This window comes from Pseudomonadota bacterium, assembly GCA_018823285.1.
In the GTDB taxonomy this organism is placed as follows: Bacteria; Desulfobacterota; Desulfobulbia; order Desulfobulbales; family JAGXFP01; genus JAHJIQ01.
This window is the reverse complement of the sequence record JAHJIQ010000063.1, coordinates 24,576-44,782: the sequence shown is the minus strand read 5'-3', so window position 1 is coordinate 44,782 and position 20,207 is coordinate 24,576. Positions and strand designations below refer to the sequence as shown.

At 52.4% G+C, this 20,207-nt stretch carries 17 protein-coding genes; 8 read left to right on the top strand and 9 right to left on the bottom strand.

The window, feature by feature from the left end; genetic code table 11:
• Positions 1–6 precede the first annotated feature (6 nt).
• From KKG35_14100 to KKG35_14080, 5 genes are all read right to left on the bottom strand, one after another.
• Positions 7–1,731, bottom strand: coding sequence for an EAL domain-containing protein (locus KKG35_14100; protein MBU1739258.1), 1,725 nt, complete (start codon positions 1,729–1,731; stop codon positions 7–9).
• Entirely contained in the window at positions 1,731–2,189 is a 459-nt protein-coding gene (locus KKG35_14095) for a response regulator (protein ID MBU1739257.1), read from the bottom strand. Before KKG35_14095 ends, KKG35_14100 begins: the two co-directional genes overlap by 1 nt.
• A 150-nt stretch (positions 2,190–2,339) precedes the next feature.
• Entirely contained in the window at positions 2,340–3,920 is a 1,581-nt protein-coding gene (locus KKG35_14090; protein ID MBU1739256.1) for a HAMP domain-containing protein, read from the bottom strand.
• The gene (locus KKG35_14085; protein MBU1739255.1) at positions 3,917–6,100 is read right to left on the bottom strand and encodes a PAS domain S-box protein; all 2,184 of its coding nucleotides are present in this window, start codon (positions 6,098–6,100) and stop codon (positions 3,917–3,919) included. The genes KKG35_14090 and KKG35_14085 overlap by 4 nt, the downstream gene beginning before the upstream one ends.
• Before the next feature lie 51 nt (positions 6,101–6,151).
• Positions 6,152–6,955 carry a substrate-binding domain-containing protein gene (locus tag KKG35_14080; protein ID MBU1739254.1) on the bottom strand — a complete coding sequence of 268 codons (804 nt, stop codon included), beginning with the start codon at positions 6,953–6,955 and terminating at the stop codon, positions 6,152–6,154.
• Here KKG35_14080 and KKG35_14075 point away from each other — a divergent pair.
• Positions 6,934–7,104: a hypothetical protein gene (locus KKG35_14075; protein MBU1739253.1), complete on the top strand. Its 171-nt coding sequence runs from the start codon at positions 6,934–6,936 to the stop codon at positions 7,102–7,104. The two genes, KKG35_14080 and KKG35_14075, sit on opposite strands and share 22 nt — an antisense overlap.
• A gap of 51 nt (positions 7,105–7,155) precedes the next feature.
• Positions 7,156–7,980 carry a pyruvate, phosphate dikinase/phosphoenolpyruvate synthase regulator gene (ppsR, locus tag KKG35_14070; GenBank protein ID MBU1739252.1) on the top strand — a complete coding sequence of 275 codons (825 nt, stop codon included), beginning with the start codon at positions 7,156–7,158 and terminating at the stop codon, positions 7,978–7,980.
• 252 nt (positions 7,981–8,232) lie between these two features.
• On the opposite strand, the gene KKG35_14065 is transcribed toward ppsR, so the two are convergent.
• The gene (locus KKG35_14065) at positions 8,233–9,054 is read right to left on the bottom strand and encodes a DUF362 domain-containing protein (protein MBU1739251.1); all 822 of its coding nucleotides are present in this window, start codon (positions 9,052–9,054) and stop codon (positions 8,233–8,235) included.
• 204 nt (positions 9,055–9,258) lie between these two features.
• Between KKG35_14065 and KKG35_14060 the strand changes: the two genes are divergently transcribed.
• From KKG35_14060 to KKG35_14035, 6 genes are all read left to right on the top strand, one after another.
• Positions 9,259–11,241 (top strand): ABC-F family ATP-binding cassette domain-containing protein, encoded by a 1,983-nt coding sequence (locus KKG35_14060; GenBank protein ID MBU1739250.1) that lies wholly within the window; start codon positions 9,259–9,261, stop codon positions 11,239–11,241.
• Between the two features lie 93 nt (positions 11,242–11,334).
• Positions 11,335–12,378 (top strand): deoxyguanosinetriphosphate triphosphohydrolase, encoded by a 1,044-nt coding sequence (locus tag KKG35_14055; protein ID MBU1739249.1) that lies wholly within the window; start codon positions 11,335–11,337, stop codon positions 12,376–12,378.
• A gap of 1 nt (position 12,379) precedes the next feature.
• Positions 12,380–15,061 carry a valine--tRNA ligase gene (locus KKG35_14050; GenBank protein MBU1739248.1) on the top strand — a complete coding sequence of 894 codons (2,682 nt, stop codon included), beginning with the start codon at positions 12,380–12,382 and terminating at the stop codon, positions 15,059–15,061.
• A 24-nt stretch (positions 15,062–15,085) separates the two neighbouring features.
• On the top strand, positions 15,086–15,511 hold the full coding sequence (locus KKG35_14045; protein ID MBU1739247.1) for a bacteriohemerythrin: 426 nt from the start codon (positions 15,086–15,088) through the stop codon (positions 15,509–15,511).
• A gap of 121 nt (positions 15,512–15,632) precedes the next feature.
• The gene (locus KKG35_14040) at positions 15,633–16,793 is read left to right on the top strand and encodes an RtcB family protein (GenBank protein ID MBU1739246.1); all 1,161 of its coding nucleotides are present in this window, start codon (positions 15,633–15,635) and stop codon (positions 16,791–16,793) included.
• A 2-nt stretch (positions 16,794–16,795) separates the two neighbouring features.
• Positions 16,796–17,773: a hypothetical protein gene (locus tag KKG35_14035; GenBank protein MBU1739245.1), complete on the top strand. Its 978-nt coding sequence runs from the start codon at positions 16,796–16,798 to the stop codon at positions 17,771–17,773.
• 87 nt (positions 17,774–17,860) lie between these two features.
• Here KKG35_14035 and coaE read toward each other — a convergent pair whose 3' ends face one another.
• The 3 genes from coaE to KKG35_14020 all read right to left on the bottom strand — a co-directional run bounded on the left by coaE (position 17,861) and on the right by KKG35_14020 (position 20,092).
• Entirely contained in the window at positions 17,861–18,502 is a 642-nt protein-coding gene (gene coaE, locus KKG35_14030; protein MBU1739244.1) for a dephospho-CoA kinase, read from the bottom strand.
• A gap of 7 nt (positions 18,503–18,509) precedes the next feature.
• The gene (locus KKG35_14025) at positions 18,510–19,490 is read right to left on the bottom strand and encodes an RluA family pseudouridine synthase (protein ID MBU1739243.1); all 981 of its coding nucleotides are present in this window, start codon (positions 19,488–19,490) and stop codon (positions 18,510–18,512) included.
• A 125-nt stretch (positions 19,491–19,615) separates the two neighbouring features.
• On the bottom strand, positions 19,616–20,092 hold the full coding sequence (locus KKG35_14020) for a CarD family transcriptional regulator (GenBank protein MBU1739242.1): 477 nt from the start codon (positions 20,090–20,092) through the stop codon (positions 19,616–19,618).
• Between the last annotated feature and the right edge of the window lie 115 nt (positions 20,093–20,207).

Below are 20,207 nucleotides of genomic sequence, written 5' to 3'. Positions count from 1 at the left end.
AGATCTTCACTGGGCCATCTTTTCTTTACCAATAAGCAGCTCTTCCAGCAATTCAGCGACCACCGGCGGGGAAAAATAACGACCCTGGACCTCATCACATTCGGCATTTTTAAGAAATTCAAGCTGTCCTTCTGATTCAACCCCGACCGCAACCACCTTCATCTTCAGGTTATGGGCCAGTGAGATAATGGCTCTGCTGATGGCCGCGTCACTTTCCACCTCCATGACATTGGCAATAAAGGCGCGGGCAATTTTCAGCCGGCTGATCGGGAAATGCTTCAGGCTGCTCAAAGAAGAATGGCCGGTCCCGAAATCATCCAGGGAAAGACCTACTCCGATGTCACACAACCGCTTGAAAATTTCGATATTATCCTGGTAGTGATGCATCATCGAGTCTTCGGTAATCTCGATATCCAGCAGGTGGGATTTTATCCCCTGTGAAGCAATGATCCTTGAAATCATGTCCACCACACCGGGCTGGCGGAGCTGCCTGGCGGAAAAATTCACTGAGAGCCGCATGTCGGCAAGGCCTCGTTCTTTCAGGCGCAGCAACTGATTACAGGCTGATTCAAGAATCCATTCTCCCACCGAGATAATCATCCCGGTCTCTTCCAGAACCGGCAGAAAACTTCCGGGCATCACCACCTGTTCGCCCTGATCACGTTTCCATCTCAGTAACGCCTCAATACATGACGGCTCTCCCTCGATGGTGTATATCGGCTGATATTCCAGAAAGAACTCATCCCGCTCCTGGGCCCGGTGCAGACCGCTGGACACTTCAAAACTACTGGATTTCGTCCCGTCATTATTATCTTCGGAATAGAACTCGTAACAACTTCCTTCGGTGTTTTTCGCCCGGTACATGGCCGTGTCGGCACTTTTCAACAGGCTCTCTCCATTGGTGCCGTCGAAGGGATAGATGGCGATCCCGATGCTTGTACAAGGCTGGATTTCCTGGCCGGCAAGATCTTTACCGGTAAGAACACATGGCGGCTTCATGGCGTGAATAATTCTCTCGGCAACCGCCACCGCGCTCCTGCTGTCATCGATCTCACCGAGAATGATCACAAATTCATCGCCGCCAAGTCTCGCGGCCATGTCTACCTCGCGGATACAACGACTTATCCGGGCGCTGAAATCCTTCAGAAGCTGGTCTCCGGCATCATGACCGTAGGTGTCGTTCACCAGTTTGAACCGGTCCAGATCGAGAAAAAGAAGCGCCAGCCGGTTGGATTTACTCTGGGCCACGGAAATTGCTTTTTCCAGGCGGTCGTGGAAAAGATTGCGGTTGGGAAGGCCGGTCAATTCGTCATACTGGGCAAGATGAGACAACTTTTCCCGGGTTTTCGAGCGGTCGAGAGAGTACCGGATCGAGCGTTCCAGCATCTGGGAAGAGATCTGCCCCTTGACCAGGAAATCGGCAGCCCCCGCCTCCATCGCCTTCACATCGACTTCCCGATCACCCTGGCCGGTAAGTAGAATGAGTGGCGAGGTGCAGCCGAAGGCGATGGCCTCGTTCAAAAGCTGCAGACCGTCACGGCTGCCCAGCCGGTAGTCAAGAAGATAGATGTCGTGGCGATCTTCCTTGATCGTCGCGAGACCCTCGTCGAAGGTGGGGATCCATTCGGTGGTGACGGACATCCCTTCTATTTCAGAAAGTAGATCACTGGCGAGGATGTAATCATCCTCATCATCATCGATTACCAGGATCGCCAGGGACGTTTTATCCATCAAGCGCTATCTTTTGGCGGGAGGGTAACGATTTCAAACCAGAACTTGGTCAATGTTTTCATGACATCGACCAGCCCGACAAATGAGACCGGTTTGGTGACAAAGGAATTCACTCCCAGGTCATAGGAACGGATCACATCCTCTTCCGCCCTGGATGTGGTCATCACCACAATCGGAATTGAACGAAGTTCGGGATCGCTCTTGATTTCCTCAAGGGCCTCACGGCCGCTTTTCTTGGGCATGTTGAGATCCAGCAGGATCAACCCGGGCCGGGGTGACAGCTCAGGGTCGCTGTACTCACCACGTCTTTTCAGGTAATCCATCAACGCCTCTCCATCTTCAACGAAGCGGATCGCATTGGCCAGTTTGGCTTCTTCAAGAGCCTCCTTGGTCATCAGGCGGTCATCTTCATCATCATCTGCCATCAGGATCGTCAGACTCATCCGTTCTTTCTCCATAAGTTCTCTCAGTTCCAGCAGCTTCTCAATGTTCTGGTTCATCAGTAATTAGGGCCCCGTTTCTGGTCATTAATAATCATTACAGTCATTATATGAAAATACCGCGCACAATAAACAGTAAAAAAGAACCGCCATCACGTTTTCAAACAATCAACCCGCTTCCATAGCGCTGAAAATGCTGTTCCTTCCAGTCTGGCGGATCGGAAAAACTAGGATAAAACGTGCGCCGTTACCGGGGGTTGATTCAGCGCTGATGCTCCCGCCATGCACCTCGACAATCTTTTTGACAATCGCGAGCCCCATGCCGAGACCACCGATTTTTTTATCGTCAAGACTGTGGAAGACCCGGAATATCTTTCCGGCATACTTCTGCTCAAACCCCTTCCCGTTGTCTTCAAATACGATCCGGCAATAGTTTTCCTGCTCCAGAACATCTGCCGCAACCCTGATCTCCAGAGGAATGTCACCCCGGTACTTGAAAGAATTGTCCAGCAGGCAGTGAAACATCTTTGCCAGCAGGTCACTCTTGCCGTCAATCACCGGCAATGTATCGAGTTCAAAAGCCACATCACCCCCGCCATAATTGCTCCGAAAGCGCTCAACGACACTGGTGACAATCTCATTGAGCGCAACTTTCGCGAATCCCTCTTCATTGGCATTGATTCTGGAATACGCGGAGAGGATATCGAGCTTCTCCCGCAAATAGGCCGATAACTCGATCGCCTTGGTCACATAATCTTCATACTCTTCCTCAACCTTTCCGGCGATCCCCTTCCTGACCCGTGAGGCATATGACATGATCTTGCGGAGAGGTTCCTGAAGATCGTGGGAGGCAATAAAAACAAACTCTTCATACTCCCTGCTTTTTGCTTTCAGGTCGGCGGCATATTTCTCCATCTTGAGCAGGGACCAGTCGGCGATGTTCCTGGCCGAAGAAATCTCTTCCGCCATTTTTTTGAAATCATTGGCAAGTACTCCGAATTCATCATTCCGCTTTTCATCAAAATTGAGGGCAAAATCACCCTTGGCGATTTTCTCCGATGCTTCACCAAGAGCGGCAATCCCGCTCCGAAAAGAGCTCAGGATCAGGAAAACAGAGAGAACGGCGCCGAATGCCGCAAGAAATGTAAGCCCGATCAGAATGGATTTCACTCCGGTGCAGGAGGCGACGAGCAGCGCCTGTTCCCCGTCCTGTTCCTTTTCCTCTTCAAGGATTACCCTGTTCAAAACCTTCATGAAGACATCGTCCGCTTCTTCAAGCTCCTCCTTCAACTCCAGAATTTCCAGAGAGGTTTCCTGGTTTTTCGGATCAACCAGGTTGACGCTGCTGTTCACCAGACGTTCGACAGCAGCCGAAACTTCTTCCTGCTGAGTGCTTTTCCCTGGAAAATATTTATGCACCAGTCCATAGTACTTTTCATGGTAATCATAGATCTCCCGGTACCCTTCCCGCAGCTCCTTCAACTCTCCTTCAATAATGCTGTTTCTGAGTTCCCCTCCCTGCTGATGCGCGTGCTCCTGAAGCATCCTGACCTCGGCGGAGGCGGCGACAATCCGTAATCCGGCGACCAGGATCTCGTGCAATGACTCAATGACCGGGGCGTTTATCATCACCTGCCGATCATACTGCCCGGAAACCTCTTCCAGATGCACTAAACCGCCGATACAGATCAGCGCAGCCAGCAATACGGTCAGGGTAAAGCCGAGAAGGATCTTATGGGTTATCTTCACTGGCCATTCCTCCCGCCCTCAACCGGTTCATCGTTTTTCATCTCCGGATCAAGGGTAACGATAAACTTAGACCCTTCATCAACCTTCGAGGAAATCGTGATATCCCCTCCGTGACGGATCGCAATCTTGCGGCATACCGACAGTCCGATCCCGCTCCCTTCATACTCCTTTCTGCCATGCAGCCTCTGAAAAACCCCGAAGATCTTGTCGGAATACTTTTCGTCGATGCCGATCCCGTTGTCCTTGAAAACAAGCTGATAATACCCGCTCTCCAGCATCTCTCCGGAGACCTCGATAACCGGCGGCACATCATCCTTGTGAAACTTGAGTCCGTTGCCGATCAGGTTCTGGAAGAGCTGCCGCATCTGGGTCTGATCGGCGCTGATCGTTGCAAGTTCCGAGACCGTCACCTTCCCCTTGCGGTCGGAGATCGACGCCTCAAGATCGGAAAGAACCTCTGCCGCAATCCGGTTCAGATCGACCGGTTCAAAAGGACGGGCCTTGGTTTTTACCCGGGAATAGGTGAGCAGGTCGTCGATCAGCCGCTGCATCCTGGCGGCGGCGCTGTCCATCCTGGCCAGATAATCGCTGCCCTGTTCCCCGAGCTTGTCGCCAAATTTAAGATTGAGCCGCTCCCCGAAGCTTGTGATCTTGCGAAGCGGTTCTTTCAGGTCGTGGGAAGCGACATAGGCAAATTCCTCCAGTTCCTTGTTGCTCGCCTGCAGCTGCTCGGCGTAGAGGGCGAGTTTTTCCTCCGCCTCCTTGCGATCGGAAATATCATGGGCCACGATTACCGCTCCGTTCACCGCGCCTTTTTCATCGAGAAACGGTGAAGAGGTGACCAAAACCGGAATCAGCAGGCCATCCTTGGCGAACAGTTCCGTTTCAACGGGTTTGTCGAAGAGCAGCCACGGGAACGCCTCATACCAGGGCTGTTCCTCATTCGCATATCCTTTCAGGAAGTCCTGTAAATGCAGGGCAAGGACCTCTTTCAAACTGTAGCCGAGGACTTCACGGGCGTGCAGGTTGGCCCTTTCCACCCTGCCGTCGCGGCCGATGACGACCAGGATATCATTCATGGAGTTGATGACCTTGTCGAGAAAATCTCTCGAAACGGAGGTTTCCCTGAGTTCGACCAGCATCTCGTTAAACGACCGGACCAGTTCACCGACCTCATCCCGGGATTCAAGATCAATCGTATCGGCAACCCCTCGGGTAATCTTGCTGACCTGATCCCTCAAGCTCAGAATCGGGAACGTCAGGCGATCCGCCAGAATATACACCAGGACCCAGCCCAGGCAGCCCGTAGCGGCCAGCAGCAGCATATAAAGCCCCTTGAACCGCTTGATTTCCTCCATGAAAATATCATATGGCTGGGCGGTGATCACGACCCAGGGGGCATTTTCTATAGGTGATGACACCAGAAAGCAATCCTGCCCGGCTACCTCTCCGCGGAAGGAAAATTTCCTCCCTGCCTTAATATCGTCGAGTATCCTGTCGCGGTCCGGAGCCAAGGCGAAAATCTCCCCTCCGGTGGCAAAACCGCCGGGAGAGGCAATCATTCTCCCGACCTCATCCACCAGGATAATAAGCCCGCCTTTCCCGACCTCCATCATACTCAGGGTCTGCGAAAACATCCCGAGGTCATATCTTGCATAGACACTGCCGACAAACTGATCGCCGAAATAACGTTTCAGACCGCGAATAAAATGAATATGAATTCCGGTCTCATCGATATCGATCGTATGATCGATGAAGGTTTCCCCGGGAAGCTCTTTTGACTTCAGAAAGAAGGGGTTGTCCTTCATCTCCCGGTTCCCATCGCTTTCCACACCCATCACAATCCGCAGCTCTTCATAGCCCCCACTGTCGATAAAGCTCAACTCGGAGAACGTGGAGTGCTGCTCCGCAAAGTATTTTGCCAGGGCAGGGACCTGAAAGGAATCGGCAAATCTGGTAACCACCTGGCTCTCGCAGATTGTTTTCAACATATCTCCGACGAAGAAAAGGTCCTTACCTACCATTTTTGCGGTGTGATCGGAAATCATCTGCAGCCGGGCCATGGAATTTTTTTCCTGCTGACTGGAAAGCAGAAAAATCCCGGCAAGGCCCATAAACATGAGCACCAGGAAAATCGAAAGATGCGAGACGAGAAGTTTTCCTCGGATGGAACGAAACAAAATTCAGCTTCCCCCAGTATGACTTTTTTCAGACATCATTCCCTCTCCGGATCAGGGTTTCCGGGCAACCGCCACCGCTCCGGCAGCGGTTATGATCTTTCGCCCCCGATCGGAGAAGATAAAGTCCATGAATCCGGCTGCGGGGCCGGACATTTTACCCTTCCAGACCATCCCGAAAGGCGTGAGCAAGGGGTAACCGGGATCAAGAGGTCCTTTCCCGCCGAATTTCAGAACCCTGACATTTCTGCCGGAAGTCATACTGAAAGGAAGATAGGCAATGCTGTTGTCATGGGTTGCCAGCATATCCACAGCTTCAGGAGTTGAATAGGCAACAATCCCGGAATAATTTTCTATGCCGCCAAACCCGGGAACAATCTCTTCCACAGCTTCTCTTGACGAATCCCCGGGCTCCCTGCCGATCAGGTAGATGCTCTCCGGAGGGCCGCCAAGAGCGCTCCAGTTGGTGGTTTTTGCCGCGTACACAGCCAGAGCCTCTTCCGGGGTCAGATTGTCCACTCCGCCGACATTGCCGCTTACCGCGAAAACCACTGGGGATGCGGCAAACTGCAAATAATTCAGGTTATAGCGCTGTTCCTTTTTCTTGATCGGCCGGGCAACTCGCCCCAGTTCATTCTTGTCGCCGGCCACCGATTTAATCGCCCCGCCGGAACCGATTGAATCGGGAATGACAACCTCAATCTCTTGCTGACCGGCATTAAAGGCCGCCGCCAGATCCCTGAGGAGGGCCTGGGAATCGCCGGTTCCGGGAATCTCAAGGGTTGCCGCACCAAACGACGTGGCTGGAAAGAGAAACAGAAGCGCAAGAAACAGGAGTGAAACTTGATGACGGTTCATGGCAGGCTCCGGATATCAGTCAGAGAAGCATCATTCATTCCAGTTCCCCCGCAGAAAAAGAAAATATGATTTTTCAGCTGATTGTTAAATTTGCTATTGTTCAGTATAACAAAACAGAAACCGTTCAAGTCAATGAAAAACATGCCTGATCCGTACGGTCATTATTCAGGTCATATAAACCATCTTTTTCGGAATTTACCATGTGGAAATCAAAAGATATCTATTATATATCCGACAGCACCGGGATCATGATCACCAATCTGGCCCAGTCGATGCTCTGCCAGTTTCCCGAAATCAGCTTCCATGAAGAAAAATTCCCTTACGTGCGCAGCGTCAAGGATGCAAAAAAAACCCTCGAATACATCCTTGCCCAGTCTCTCGGCAGACGCCCGATCGTCTTCAGCACCATTATGGACCAGGAAGTCAGGAATGTTTTCCGGTCGCCGGAAGTGGAATTTTTCGATGTGTTTGATTTTCTGCTGGAACCGCTGGAAAACTGCCTGGAAGCGAGGGCGCTTCGGGTTCCGGGATTTTCAAGGCATGGCGATAACGTAACCATGGCCCGCCGGGTTGAGGCCATCCACTTCTGCCTGGACCATGACGACGGCACCCGGATCAACGAATTTGACGATGCCGATGTGATCCTGCTCGGTGTTTCCCGGTCCGGCAAAACCCCGGTCAGCGTTTATCTGGCAACCCAGTTCGGCCTGAAAGCGGCCAATTTCCCTCTCACCGTCGAATACTTGAGCAAGCTCGACCTTCCCGACGGCGTGAAACGGAACCGGAAACGGGCGGTCGCCCTCACCACCACCCCTGAACACCTGCGGGGCATGCGGGAAAAACGTTACCCGGACAGCCGTTATGCGAAACTTTCCACCTGTACCGAAGAACTGACCCAGGCCGAACAGATATTCCAGCGGGAAAAAATCCCGATCATCAATTCAACCGGCAAATCAATAGAAGAGTTGGCAACCCAGGTCACCCAGGAGATCGGCCTCGCCAAGAAACCCGGCAGTGTTTTTTGAATCAACTTTCAGACTTGTCTTCTGTTGTTGGATTGATGTCATAAAATGGTTCAGTGCCATAGTGGCGTTCCAGGATGAGAATTCAGGAGCCAGAAGTCAGGAGCCAGAATGACTGATTTTAAAGCTTTTCTCCTGGCTTCTGACTCCTGGCTTCTGGCTTCTTATGGAACACAGACTCGAACAAATCGCCAAAACCCCTTTATGATCGAAAGATTAGCCAAACTCTGAAAGTTGAGTCATTTGCTTGCGGGTTCACTCACAGGTGATAATTTCCAGGGGTGACGCTTTTCCCAGTTCGCCATGGGCGCCCCGGATATGGCCGATCCCTTGCCAGTCACGCCCAAGAAGTCCTGCGCCATACGCATCCAACGCCACCGGATCGACTGCCGCAGCCAATTTCCGATGCGGCGGATTGCAGGTCGGCCCCCAGAGATGGGCCTTCTCCATCCCGACCGTTGCGTCAAGAATGGTGAAATCCGGCGTCCGATAGCGGTTCAGATCGAGAACCGCCGCCTGGACATCGGCATGAAATGACGCTTTTTTCCAGTGCCCGCCTTTTTGATAATGGGCCGGAGGCGCACACCCCATCATATTCTTCATGGTGATGGTGACGCTGGCCAGACTGTGCGCCTTCAGCACCGGGACGGAGAGCAGAAAAGAATCAAGAACCAGTTCGGGAAGGTACATCTCGGGCCAGCGCCGGCATTTCTCAAGCGAAAGTCTCCGCAAGGGCTCGCTGTTCAGATCAACAAGCCGCACCCCACGCTTTTCGGCAAGCCCGACATATCCGAGTTCCCGGAAAGCATGCATCGTGTCATACTCCTTGGCCCCGGACCCCTCACCGACGATGATCTCAAGAGCGGGGTTTTTTGTCCGCAGGTACCCGATCAGCTCGTCAATCAATTCCACCGGGGTGGTGATCGGCGGCGCCAGAGCCTCCACCAGGTTCGGTTTGATCAGGACAGGATTCTTTTTCCCGATGATTTCAGGTAGACCGATCTCATCAAGCAACCGGTCGAGGCATCCCTGCCACCCGCTGAAGGCGCTGACAAAAACCTTTCCTTCATCTTTCATGGTTCGATGACCCTCCCGGCGCATCAGTTCAGACAGGATGTTTACGTTGAAAATCGGCAGCGGAACGTTGATACGGTTCAAGGATTACATTAACGGATTTTTTCTGAATATCCATTGGTAAAGTTTCACTTTAAGGTATGGATAAGGAACCGTTTCTATGTTAAATAATGCATCCTTTATCACCCTCAAAGAAATCAATGTAAAATGATCAGTGTCAACCAGCTCAATCTCCAGTACGGAAAGAAGTACATCTTCAAGGACATTTCCGCCCGGATCAACAACCACGACCGCATCGGCCTGGTTGGGGTCAACGGGACCGGCAAATCCACCCTGCTGAAAATGATTGTCGGCCAGATCGAAACCGACTCCGGGGTCATCATCCGCTCAAAAATGGCCACCATCGGCTACCTCCCCCAGGAAGTCACCGCCATTCCTCCCGGCCGCACCGTGTATCAGGAGGCGGAGGCGGCCTTTGCCGAAACCCTCAAGTATAAAGAGCGAATGGACGAGCTGAACCATGAACTGGCGGCCAGCGACCCTTCTTCGCCACATATAGCCGCACTTCTTGAGGAGCAGGGGGAACTGCAGATCCTTCTCGACCAGGCGGATATCTTCAGCATGCAATCCCGCATTGAGAAGATCCTGCACGGTCTCGGCTTTTCCGATGAGGACATGCAGCGCGAATGCAAGAGCTTTTCCGGCGGCTGGATCATGCGGCTGATGCTCGCCAAACAACTCCTGGCAAGCCCCACTTTCATGCTTCTTGACGAGCCCACCAACCACCTCGACATCGAATCGCTGACCTGGCTGGAAGATTTTCTGAAAAACTACACCGGCGCCCTGGTCATTATTTCCCACGACCGGACCTTCCTCGACACCATCACCACCTCGACCTGGGAGCTTTCCCTGGGCCAGCTCACGATTTACAAGGGCAATTACTCGAAGTATGTCGCCGAAAAAGATATCCGGATGGAAGTCCAGCGCGCCGCCTATGAAAACCAGCAGGCCCAGATCCAGCAGACCAAACGCTTCATCGAAAGGTTCAGGGCCAAATCCACCAAGGCAAGCCAGGTCCAGAGCAGGGTCAAGCAACTGGCAAAAATGGAGATCATTGAACTCGACGACACCGATCAGCAGGTCTCCTTCAGGTTTCCACCCGCCGCCCCGAGCGGCCGACTTTCGATTGCCACCGAGAATCTGGCCAAGAGTTTCGGCAGCAAGGATGTTTTCACCGATCTCACCTTCGAGCTGCAGCGTGGTGAAAAAATGGGCATCGTCGGCGTAAACGGCGCCGGCAAGTCAACCCTGGTCAAACTCCTGGCCGGACTGACCAAACCGGACAGCGGCAGAATCCGAAGCGGCCACAACGTCATCATCTCGTACTTCGGTCAGCATCAGGCCCAGGAACTTCCCGGCGATTACACGGTCATGGAGGTGATGATGAGTGTCGATAACAACCTGACCGTCACCCAGATCCGCTCTCTTCTCGGCACCTTTCTCTTTCGCGGCGACGAGGTCGACAAAAAGGTAATGGTCCTCTCCGGGGGAGAAAAAAGCAGGCTGGCTTTAGCCAGGATGATCTCTTCTCCGGCAAACCTTTTGATCATGGATGAGCCGACCAACCATCTCGACATGCAATCCCAGGAGATTCTGCAGGAAGCGATGGCCCAGTATGACGGCTCGATCATTGTGGTCTCGCACAACCGTTATTTTGCCGACAGTTTCATCAACAAGGTCCTGGAAATCAAAAACGGCGCCGGAACGGTCTACGACGGGAACATCGCCTATTATCTGGAAAAGACCAGAGCGACCCTGGATTCCGCGGCAAATATCAGACAGTCGGAAGCCCCCTCGGCAGTGGAGGATGACTCCGGCAAAAAGGTGTACGGCAAGGAAGCGAGACAGGCGCTTGCAAAAGCGCGGGCTGAAAAAAGCAAGGTTCTCGGACCCTTGAAAAAAGAGGCCGCCGGAATCGAAAAAAAGGTTGCGGAACTGGAAGAACAGAAAGCGAAACTGGAAGAAATTCTTGCCGATCCGGAACTCTACCAGAACCAGGAGGCCTTCTCGGAAAAGAGCAGGGAATACACCACCGTGGACCGCCAACTGAAACGGGCCTATGACAGCTGGGAGGAAATCTCGGCGCGAATTGAAAAAACCGAAGCCGAACTCGGTGAGGAATTGCCCTGAAGGGAACACCTTGACCCGGAACCCTTTTCCCAGTAAAAAACAGACTGTTTTTATTTATTATTTGTCCGGCAGAAAGAAAGGCATTCTTTAACCATGAGCAGTCTCATCCGTGAAGAACAGGAAGAACGCGAAGCTCAGTCGCTGTCCGCCTATGCGTGCTTGAGCCGCAACAGCCGAGGCCGGTTGCGGCAAGAGCCGGAGTGCGATATCAGACCCGCTTTCCAGCGTGATCGCGACCGGATCATCCATTCCAAGACCTTTCGCCGCCTGAAGCATAAAACCCAAGTGTTTCTCGCCCCGACCGGCGACCATTACCGGACCAGACTGACCCACGTTCTTGAAGTGGCACAGATTGCGAGAACCGTTGCCGCATCACTCCGGCTCAATGAAAATCTGGCCGAAGCGATAGCCCTCGCCCACGACCTGGGCCACACCCCCTTCGGTCACGCCGGCGAGTCGGTGTTGAATGATCTGCATCCCGGCGGATTCAGACACTATATCCAGAGCCTGCGGGTGGTGGACGTTCTCGAAAAAAAGGGGCTCGGCTTAAACCTTACCGATGAAGTTCGTGACGGCATCGTCAAGCATTCGAAGGGGCGAAAGGACATCCTGCCCAACGATCTGCGCGGCATGCCGCGAACCCTTGAAGGACAGCTGGTCAGGGTGGCGGATATCATCGCTTACGTCAACCACGATCTGGACGATGCGATCCGGGCCGAGATTCTTGACGAAGGAACAGTTCCGAAAGATATCCGTTCAGTCCTCGGCGCCTCCCACTCGGACCGGATCGGCGCCATGGTCCGGGATCTGATCACCAATACCCGCCGGAACAACGGGGAAAGGCTCGCGATGAGCGGGCCGGTTCTTGCGGCGATCAGCGACCTGCGTTCCTTTTTGTATGAACATGTGTACGATGCCCACCGGGTGCACGATGACTTTATCAAAGCCCAGAAGATCCTGCGGGAGTTGTATGACCATTTTCTGAACAGCGATGATTTCTTCGAAAGCGAAGAGACCGCCGCCGATGAAACCGCCCGTCACCGTTCTGTCTGTGATTTCATCGCCGGCATGACCGATCATTATGCCCTGGATCTTTATACCCATATCTTTTTACCGAAACCCTGGAGCGTTAAGTAAGATGACCGAATCAGCAGCCGGCCCGCAGGAAAACCATGAACTGGCCAAAGCCTACGAGTTTAAATCCGTCGAAAGCAAATGGCTCGCCGCCTGGGAGAAAAACAGATCCTTCGCCGCAACCATCCGGGATGGCGCGCCCTCATACTGTATCGTCATTCCGCCACCCAATGTCACCGGGGTATTGCATGTCGGTCATGCCCTGAACAACACCCTCCAGGATCTCCTGACCCGCTATCACCGGATGCTCGGCGACAATACCCTCTGGCTGCCGGGTACCGATCATGCCGGGATCGCCACCCAGAATGTGGTTGAAAGGCAGCTCGCCACCGAAGGCACCTCCCGCCACGACATCGGCAGAGAGGCCTTCATCGAAAGAGTATGGGCATGGCGGCAGGAAAAAGGCGGCACCATCATCAACCAGCTGAAAAGGCTTGGCTGCTCATGCGACTGGGAGAGGGAGCGATTCACGATGGACGAAGGCCTCTCCCGGGCCGTCCGCGAGGTTTTCGTCAAACTCTACAATGACGGTCTGATCTATAAGGGTGACTACATCGTCAACTGGTGCCCGCGCTGCCATACCGCCCTGGCCGACGATGAGGTGGAGCATGAGCCGACCAACGGCAAGCTCTACAATATCCGCTACCCCTTTGCCGACGGCAGCGGCCATCTGGTCGTCGCCACCACCCGCCCCGAAACGATGCTCGGCGATACGGGTGTCGCCGTCCATCCGGATGATGAGCGCTACCGGGACATGGAAAATCTCACCGTGCTCCTCCCCCTGACCAACAGAACGATTCCGGTGGTCTTTGACCATCATGTGCAGAAGGATTTCGGGACCGGTGCCCTCAAGGTCACCCCTTCCCACGACCGCGACGATTATGAAATCGGGATACGCCACAATCTCGAACTGCTGAAGATCATGGACCAGAACGGGGTCATGAACGAGGCTGCCGGGAAATACGCCGGACTGGATCGGTTCGCCTGCCGCAAACAGATCGTTGCCGACCTTGAAGCACAGGGCTATCTGGTGTCCATCGATGATTATCAGCACGGGGTCGGTCATTGCTATCGCTGTCATACCGTAGTGGAACCAACCACTTCCCTGCAATGGTTTGTCTCGGTCCGGCCCCTGGCGGACAAGGCGACCGCCGCCGTCCGGGATGGCCGGATCCGGATCATGCCGAAAACCTGGGACAACACCTTCTACAACTGGATGGACAACATCCGTGACTGGTGTATCTCCCGCCAGATCTGGTGGGGACACCGCATCCCGGCCTGGACCTGCAGCGCCTGCGGAGAAATCATCGTCGCATCAGTTGATCCGACACACTGTCCTAAATGCACCTCGGCCGAACTTGTTCAGGAAACCGACGTGCTCGACACCTGGTTCTCTTCTGCTCTGTGGCCCTTCTCAACCCTCGGCTGGCCCGACAAAACTCCTGAACTCACTGCGTTTTACCCTACGGCTGTCCTGATCACCAGTTTTGACATTCTCTTCTTCTGGGTTGCCAGAATGATGATGATGGGACTCCACTTCATGGATGAAATCCCCTTCCGGGACGTCTATCTTCACGCCCTGGTCCGGGACAAGGACGGCAAGAAGATGTCCAAATCTACCGGCAATGTCATCGACCCTCTTGCGGTTATGGACACCTACGGAACCGATGCACTTCGTTTCACGCTGGCCGCTTTTGCCGCCCAGGGAAGAGACATCCGTCTCGATGAGGACCGGATTGAAGGATATCGACATTTTATCAACAAGATATGGAACGCGGCCAGATTTGCCCTGATGCATATTAATACCTGCGACCCGGCGGTTACCGGAAATCTCGCCGTGGCAAATCTTGGTCTGCCCCACCGCTGGATCCTGAGCCGGACCAATCGGACCATCGCCGACGTTCGCAGGGCCCTTGACGACTATCGCTTCAACGATGCCGCTTCGGCCGTTTACCATTTCACCTGGCATGAGTTCTGTGACTGGTATCTTGAATGGATCAAGTCCGACCTGTACGGCAGCGACACCCGGAAATCGGAACAGGCAAAAACCGTTCTGTTTGCGGTACTCGAGATTCTCCTTAAATTACTCCACCCTTTCACCCCGTTCGTTACCGAAGAGATCTGGGAGGTACTCCCCGGAAAACGAAACACGCTGATGACTGAAAAGTTCCCCGAGGTGAAAAATGCATGGGATGATACCGAGACCGAAAAGACGGTTTCCCTGCTGATGGGGGTGATCGGCGCAATCCGGAATATCCGCAGTGAGATGATGATCCATCCCTCCGCTGCCATTGAAGTGATCATGATCTGTCATGACCAGGATAAAACAGCGAGGCTCAAACATGAAGCATCTACCATCTGCAGCTTGACTCGCTCGGAAAAAATCTCGATCATCAATGATGGTGAACGCCCTGCGGGTTCCGCAGTCAGCATCTTCGAAGACATTGAGATCTTCGTGCCGATGAAAGGACTCGTTGATGTTGCCAAAGAAACCGAAAGACTGCTCCGGGAAAAAGAGAAGCTGGCATTAAACCTCCAGCGCAGCGCAGGAAAACTTACCAATGACAAGTTCCTGGCCAATGCACCGGCTGAAGTGATCGCCAAGGAAAAGGACAAGGTCGAAGGGTTGCAGGCAACTATGGCAAAAATTGATGACAGCTTGAAGAGACTCGCCGAACTTTCCTGAACCGGCACCTGATAAGGAACCAGTATGGAATGGTACGACAATTACAATATCGGCATAAAGCTGATCGATGAACAACACCGGGAGCTTGTGACCATGGTCAGCAAGCTGCAGAAGGCGCTCTCAACCGATGCGGAAAGAAGCCAGACCGGTGAAACCATCAAATTTCTGGTGGATTACACCCGAACCCACTTCGCCGATGAGGAATCCCTGATGAACCAGATCGGCTATCCGGATCTCGAACAGCACCGGCGGATTCACAAAAAGCTGATCGGTGATATCACGGAAATACTGATCCGGCTTAAAAAAGGGAAATCCTTCAATGCCATGGAACTGATCGATTTCCTGACCGAATGGCTGATGCACCACATCACCCAGGAAGACAAGAAAATCGGCCGTTTTCTGGAGAGATCAACCATTGCCGCTCCGGACTATATCAACCCTGAAAATTAGATTGAAGTTCCGATTATCCGATTCTTCGTTTTATACCAAAACCAGCCCCCATATAACCCCGGACGATTTTCTGCCCAGATCGAACTGGACTTTTCTCCTTCAGACTGCTTATAAATGAGGGATGAAACAGATTATCTGCAGCGAAAAGATCCCGATTAAATTGTGGCTTGACAATATTGAGCCGGGGGCCATGGAACAGGCCAGAAATCTCGCCAACCTGCCCTTTTCTTTTGGCCATATCGCCATTATGCCTGACGCCCACCAGGGATACGGGATGCCAATCGGCGGAGTGCTTGCAACCCTGGGGGTCGTGGTGCCAAATGGGGTAGGAGTCGATATCGGCTGCGGGGTCTGTGCGGTCAGAACCTCCCGTGAACATCTCGATCACCAAAGCCTGAAACAGATTCTGGCAGGGATCAGGGAAAACATTCCGGTGGGTTTCAAACATCACAGCTCTCCACAAGATAAAAAACTGATGCCTGAAACTCTCGGTGAAATGCCGATAGTCGAAGCGGAATTCCAGAATGGTCTGAAGCAGCTTGGAACTCTTGGCGGCGGGAATCACTTTATCGAAATTCAGCAGGGTGATGATGGGTTTATCTGGTTGATGATTCATTCCGGGAGCCGGAATATCGGGTACCGGGTGGCCGCGCACTATAACAAACTTGCAGAAAACCTCTGCCGGGGACAGAAAGGCGCGGTTCCAAAACAATGGCAGCTGGCGAGCCTTCCCTTGCTGAGCAATGACGGGCGGAATTACTTGCGGGAAATGAATTATTGTGTGAATTTCGCTCTGGCCAACCGGAATCTGATGATGGAGAGGACCAAAGAGATTGTCCAAGAGATCGCCGGACCCGTCGAGTTTGGAAGCACGATCAATGTCGCCCATAATTATGCTGCCGAAGAAACCCATTACGGTCGCAACCTGGTAATCCACAGGAAAGGGGCCACCCGGGCTTTTGCCGGTGAACCCGGAATCATCCCGGGATCGCAAGGGAGCAAAAGTTATCTGGTCAGGGGCAAGGGAAACGAGGAAAGTTTCCGGTCATGCGCTCATGGCGCAGGCCGCAGACTCGGCCGCAAACAGGCCCAGAGAGAGCTTGACCTTGACCTGGAAATAGGAAGACTTGACCGGATGGGAGTCATCCACTCCATCAGGAAGAGACAGGACCTTGACGAAGCCGCCGGGGCGTATAAGGATATTGAAACAGTCCTGAACGACCAGCAGGACCTGGTGGAAATAGCAACCGAACTTACCCCACTGGCGGTTGTAAAGGGCTGAAAATGAATCGATACTCCTTCTGCAGAATCATTTCCCTGGTTGTCGTCCTTCTGCTGCCCGCAGGTTGTGCCGTCACAACTCCTTCGGATATTGCAGGAAATCAAACTCTCTATCGGCATAGCCCGGAGGGCGACACCCTGCTCGAAAGATTCGCCCCGGTCTTTCTGGTCGAGGAATCCGATCGCAACTACAACCGAATCGGCACCCCGGCCTTCAGAAAAAAATCAGCCGATGATTTTAAAGCCTATATAGACACCTCGCACTCGACCTACTACGCCTTGAAACAGGAATTCACCATTGGCGAAAAAAAGTATGCAAACCTGATCTACAGAATCCATTTCCCGGAAACCCCCTTTCCCGGACTGACCAGCGGAAAAAATGTCGGCCTCCTGGTCTACATCACCATCAATGACAGGGAAGAGCCCCTGCTGGTATCGACCCTGCATACCTGCGGCTGTTACCTGGCCATCATCCCCACCGACAAGTTCGATCCGGCAGGAGTGCCGGGCTGGTGGAGTTTTGACCGCGTGGATGTGTATGGAGAAAGTTTACCCGGCCTCCTGAAAACCGGCGATGATAAAAACCCAGGCGAAAAACTCATCTTGACCATCAGAAGCAAAAATCACCGGGTGAAAGACCTCCGATTTGCTTCCAGCGAAGACCCCGCAACGCAAACCGAAGCCAGCTCTCTCAAGCCGATGGATGACCTCACCCGACTTCCCGCCGGATCAGGGACACTTTCATTTTTTGAAACGGAAGGTGTCCGGAAAGGGTATGTACGAGAAAGTCACAAGCCTCTGGAAATGGCTTTCATGAGCTGGTGGGCCATTGATCCGTTCATCGGGGTCGATAAGGCCCTGGGACCTGAAGAAGTAACCGGGAGAGTTTTTTACACAAGCCTCAAATTCTGGGCTCGCCGCAAATCCAATATCTGGAACTTTCCGACATTCCTCGAATACTGGGGCTGGGATCTTATGTGATTTATCGATGATCACAGCTCATTCGCCATTCGGGCATACAGCTTGATGTCTCACCGGCCTGTGGATCGGTGCGAGCAGACAGGTGGATCAACTTAAGTTTGATCGGGAAGCCACGATCTCTTTCAATTCCTTTTCCACCTGTCGCCTGGTCCACTCAAGACCTCCGCTGTTATCAATTACCGAGTCGGCCAACTCAATTTTTTGTGCCAGAGGCATTTGAGCCATGATGGCGGCTTCCGCCTCAGCCCGGCTGACCCGATCCCTGGCCATCAAACGTTCAAGGCATTTTTCCCGATCCGCGTAAACGACTATGATCCAGTCAAAGTCGGCAATCCATCCGGATTCAAAAAGGAGAGGAACTTCTACGATCACGATTTTGTTCCGGTCACCACTTTCAAGGGTGTTGGCGTACTGTTCCAGTATCCTTTGAATCCCTGTCCGGATAAGGGGATGAAAAAGTTTGTTGACCTGGTTTCTGGTTTCTTCATCGGAAAAAATCGCTTTCCGGAGTGCGGCCCGGTCAACCCGTTTGTCTTCGTCAAAAAACGTCTCTCCGAACTCATACTTCAGAACCTGCCAGCAGGAGCGATGTGGTTCCAGCAATTCACGACCCACCATATCGGCATCAACAACCTTGATGCCGTGTTCCTGAAAGATATCGGCAACTGTACTCTTGCCGGAGCTTATTCCTCCTGTGAGTCCAATGATAAAGATATTCCTGCCATTCATTATCATCTCATTTACAACCATCACTATTCTGGCGAAACTTCTCCAGAACCCTGTTCATATCAGGCCAAAGCTCAGCCTTGAATTCCAAGGATCGCCCGCTGACCGGATGAGTAAAACCAAGCCGGTAGGAGTGCAGGCATTGCCGTTTGATGAGATCGGGATCAATATTCGGACGACACTTGCCGCCATACAATTCGTCACCGACCACCGGGTGACCTATGGCAGCCATATGAACGCGTATCTGGTGAGTTCTGCCGCTTTCAAGCAGCAACTCTACATAAGCGAAATTCTCGGAAAACTCTTCAAGAACCTGCCAGTTGGTTGCAGCCTGGCGCCCATCTTTTTCCCTCACCGCCATCTTGCGTCGATTGGTTTTGTGCCTGCCGATGGGAAGATCAATCCGACCCTTTTTTGCAGCCGGTACGCCGCAGACAATTGCCCGATAAATCTTTGTAACTTCCCGCCCCTTGAACTGATCAACAAGACCCTGATGAGCCTGATCATTTTTGGCTGCAACCATGACCCCGGAGGTATCCTTGTCCAGACGATGCACAATACCAGGCCTCTCTTCACCACTTATCCCTGAAAGATCATCACAGTGAAATAAAAGTCCATGGACAAGGGTAGAAGTTTGATGACCGGCGCCGGGATGCACAACAAGCCCCGGAGGTTTTGATATGACAATCAGGTCTTGATCCTCGAACAGAACGTTCAGCTCAAGCTGTTCGGGGATCAATGCAACAGATGCCAGTTGCGGGATGGTGACCTGAAGACGATCTCCAGACCTCAGTCGTGCGGCGGGTTTGGCCGGGATTCCATTCAGCAGAACAAATCCGTCACTGAGAAGACTCTTGATCCTTGAGCGGCTCAAAACATCATCCTGCAATTTTAATGCGAGAAAGGCATCGAGCCGCTGTCCCTCATTACTTTTCTCAATGCCAAAAGTATGGAGGGATGGTTTGTCTTTATGTGTTTTCAATTCAATCATGGGGAGGATAATAACGATTAACTTTATAATTTGGAATACTTGAAGCAGCAAACCTTATGGAATGCAAAAAAAAAAAGCCCGCCGTAACAAATACGGCGGGCCGGCACTCAGAGTTGAAACAACAATCAGGAAAAAATATTCTCAAGGTCTTTTTCAACCTTGTCCTCTTTGGTCTCGTTGGCAATGGCGATCTCTTTGACAAGAAGGCTTTTTGCGGTATCCATCATCTTCCTTTCTCCGAATGAAAGAGACTTGTCGCTGCTCAGGACATTCAGATCACGGAGTACAGAAGCAATTTCATAAACAGATCCTGTTTTGATTTTCTGCATGTAATCGCGGTAACGCTGATTCCAGGGTTGCGCCTTGATCACGATATCTTTTTGCCGAAGTATATCGTAGACTTTCTCAACTTCCTTGGATGGAATAATGTTTCTGAGACCAGTCGATTTCCCGGTGGTTGGAATCATCACGACCATTCCGGTTTCGATGATCTTCATCACATAAAACGATTGATTGGCATCCCCGATTGTTTTGTTTTCGATAGATTCGATCTGGCCTACACCGTGGGCAGGATAGACTGCCATGTCTCCGCATTTGAACATTTGTCAACCTTTGTCTATTTCGTAGAATTTTTAGGAACGAAAATGCATTATAACATATTTCGGCCCGATTTTCTGAAAAAAGTTTGGAAATCTAACAAGTTCGTCTCTCAGTATT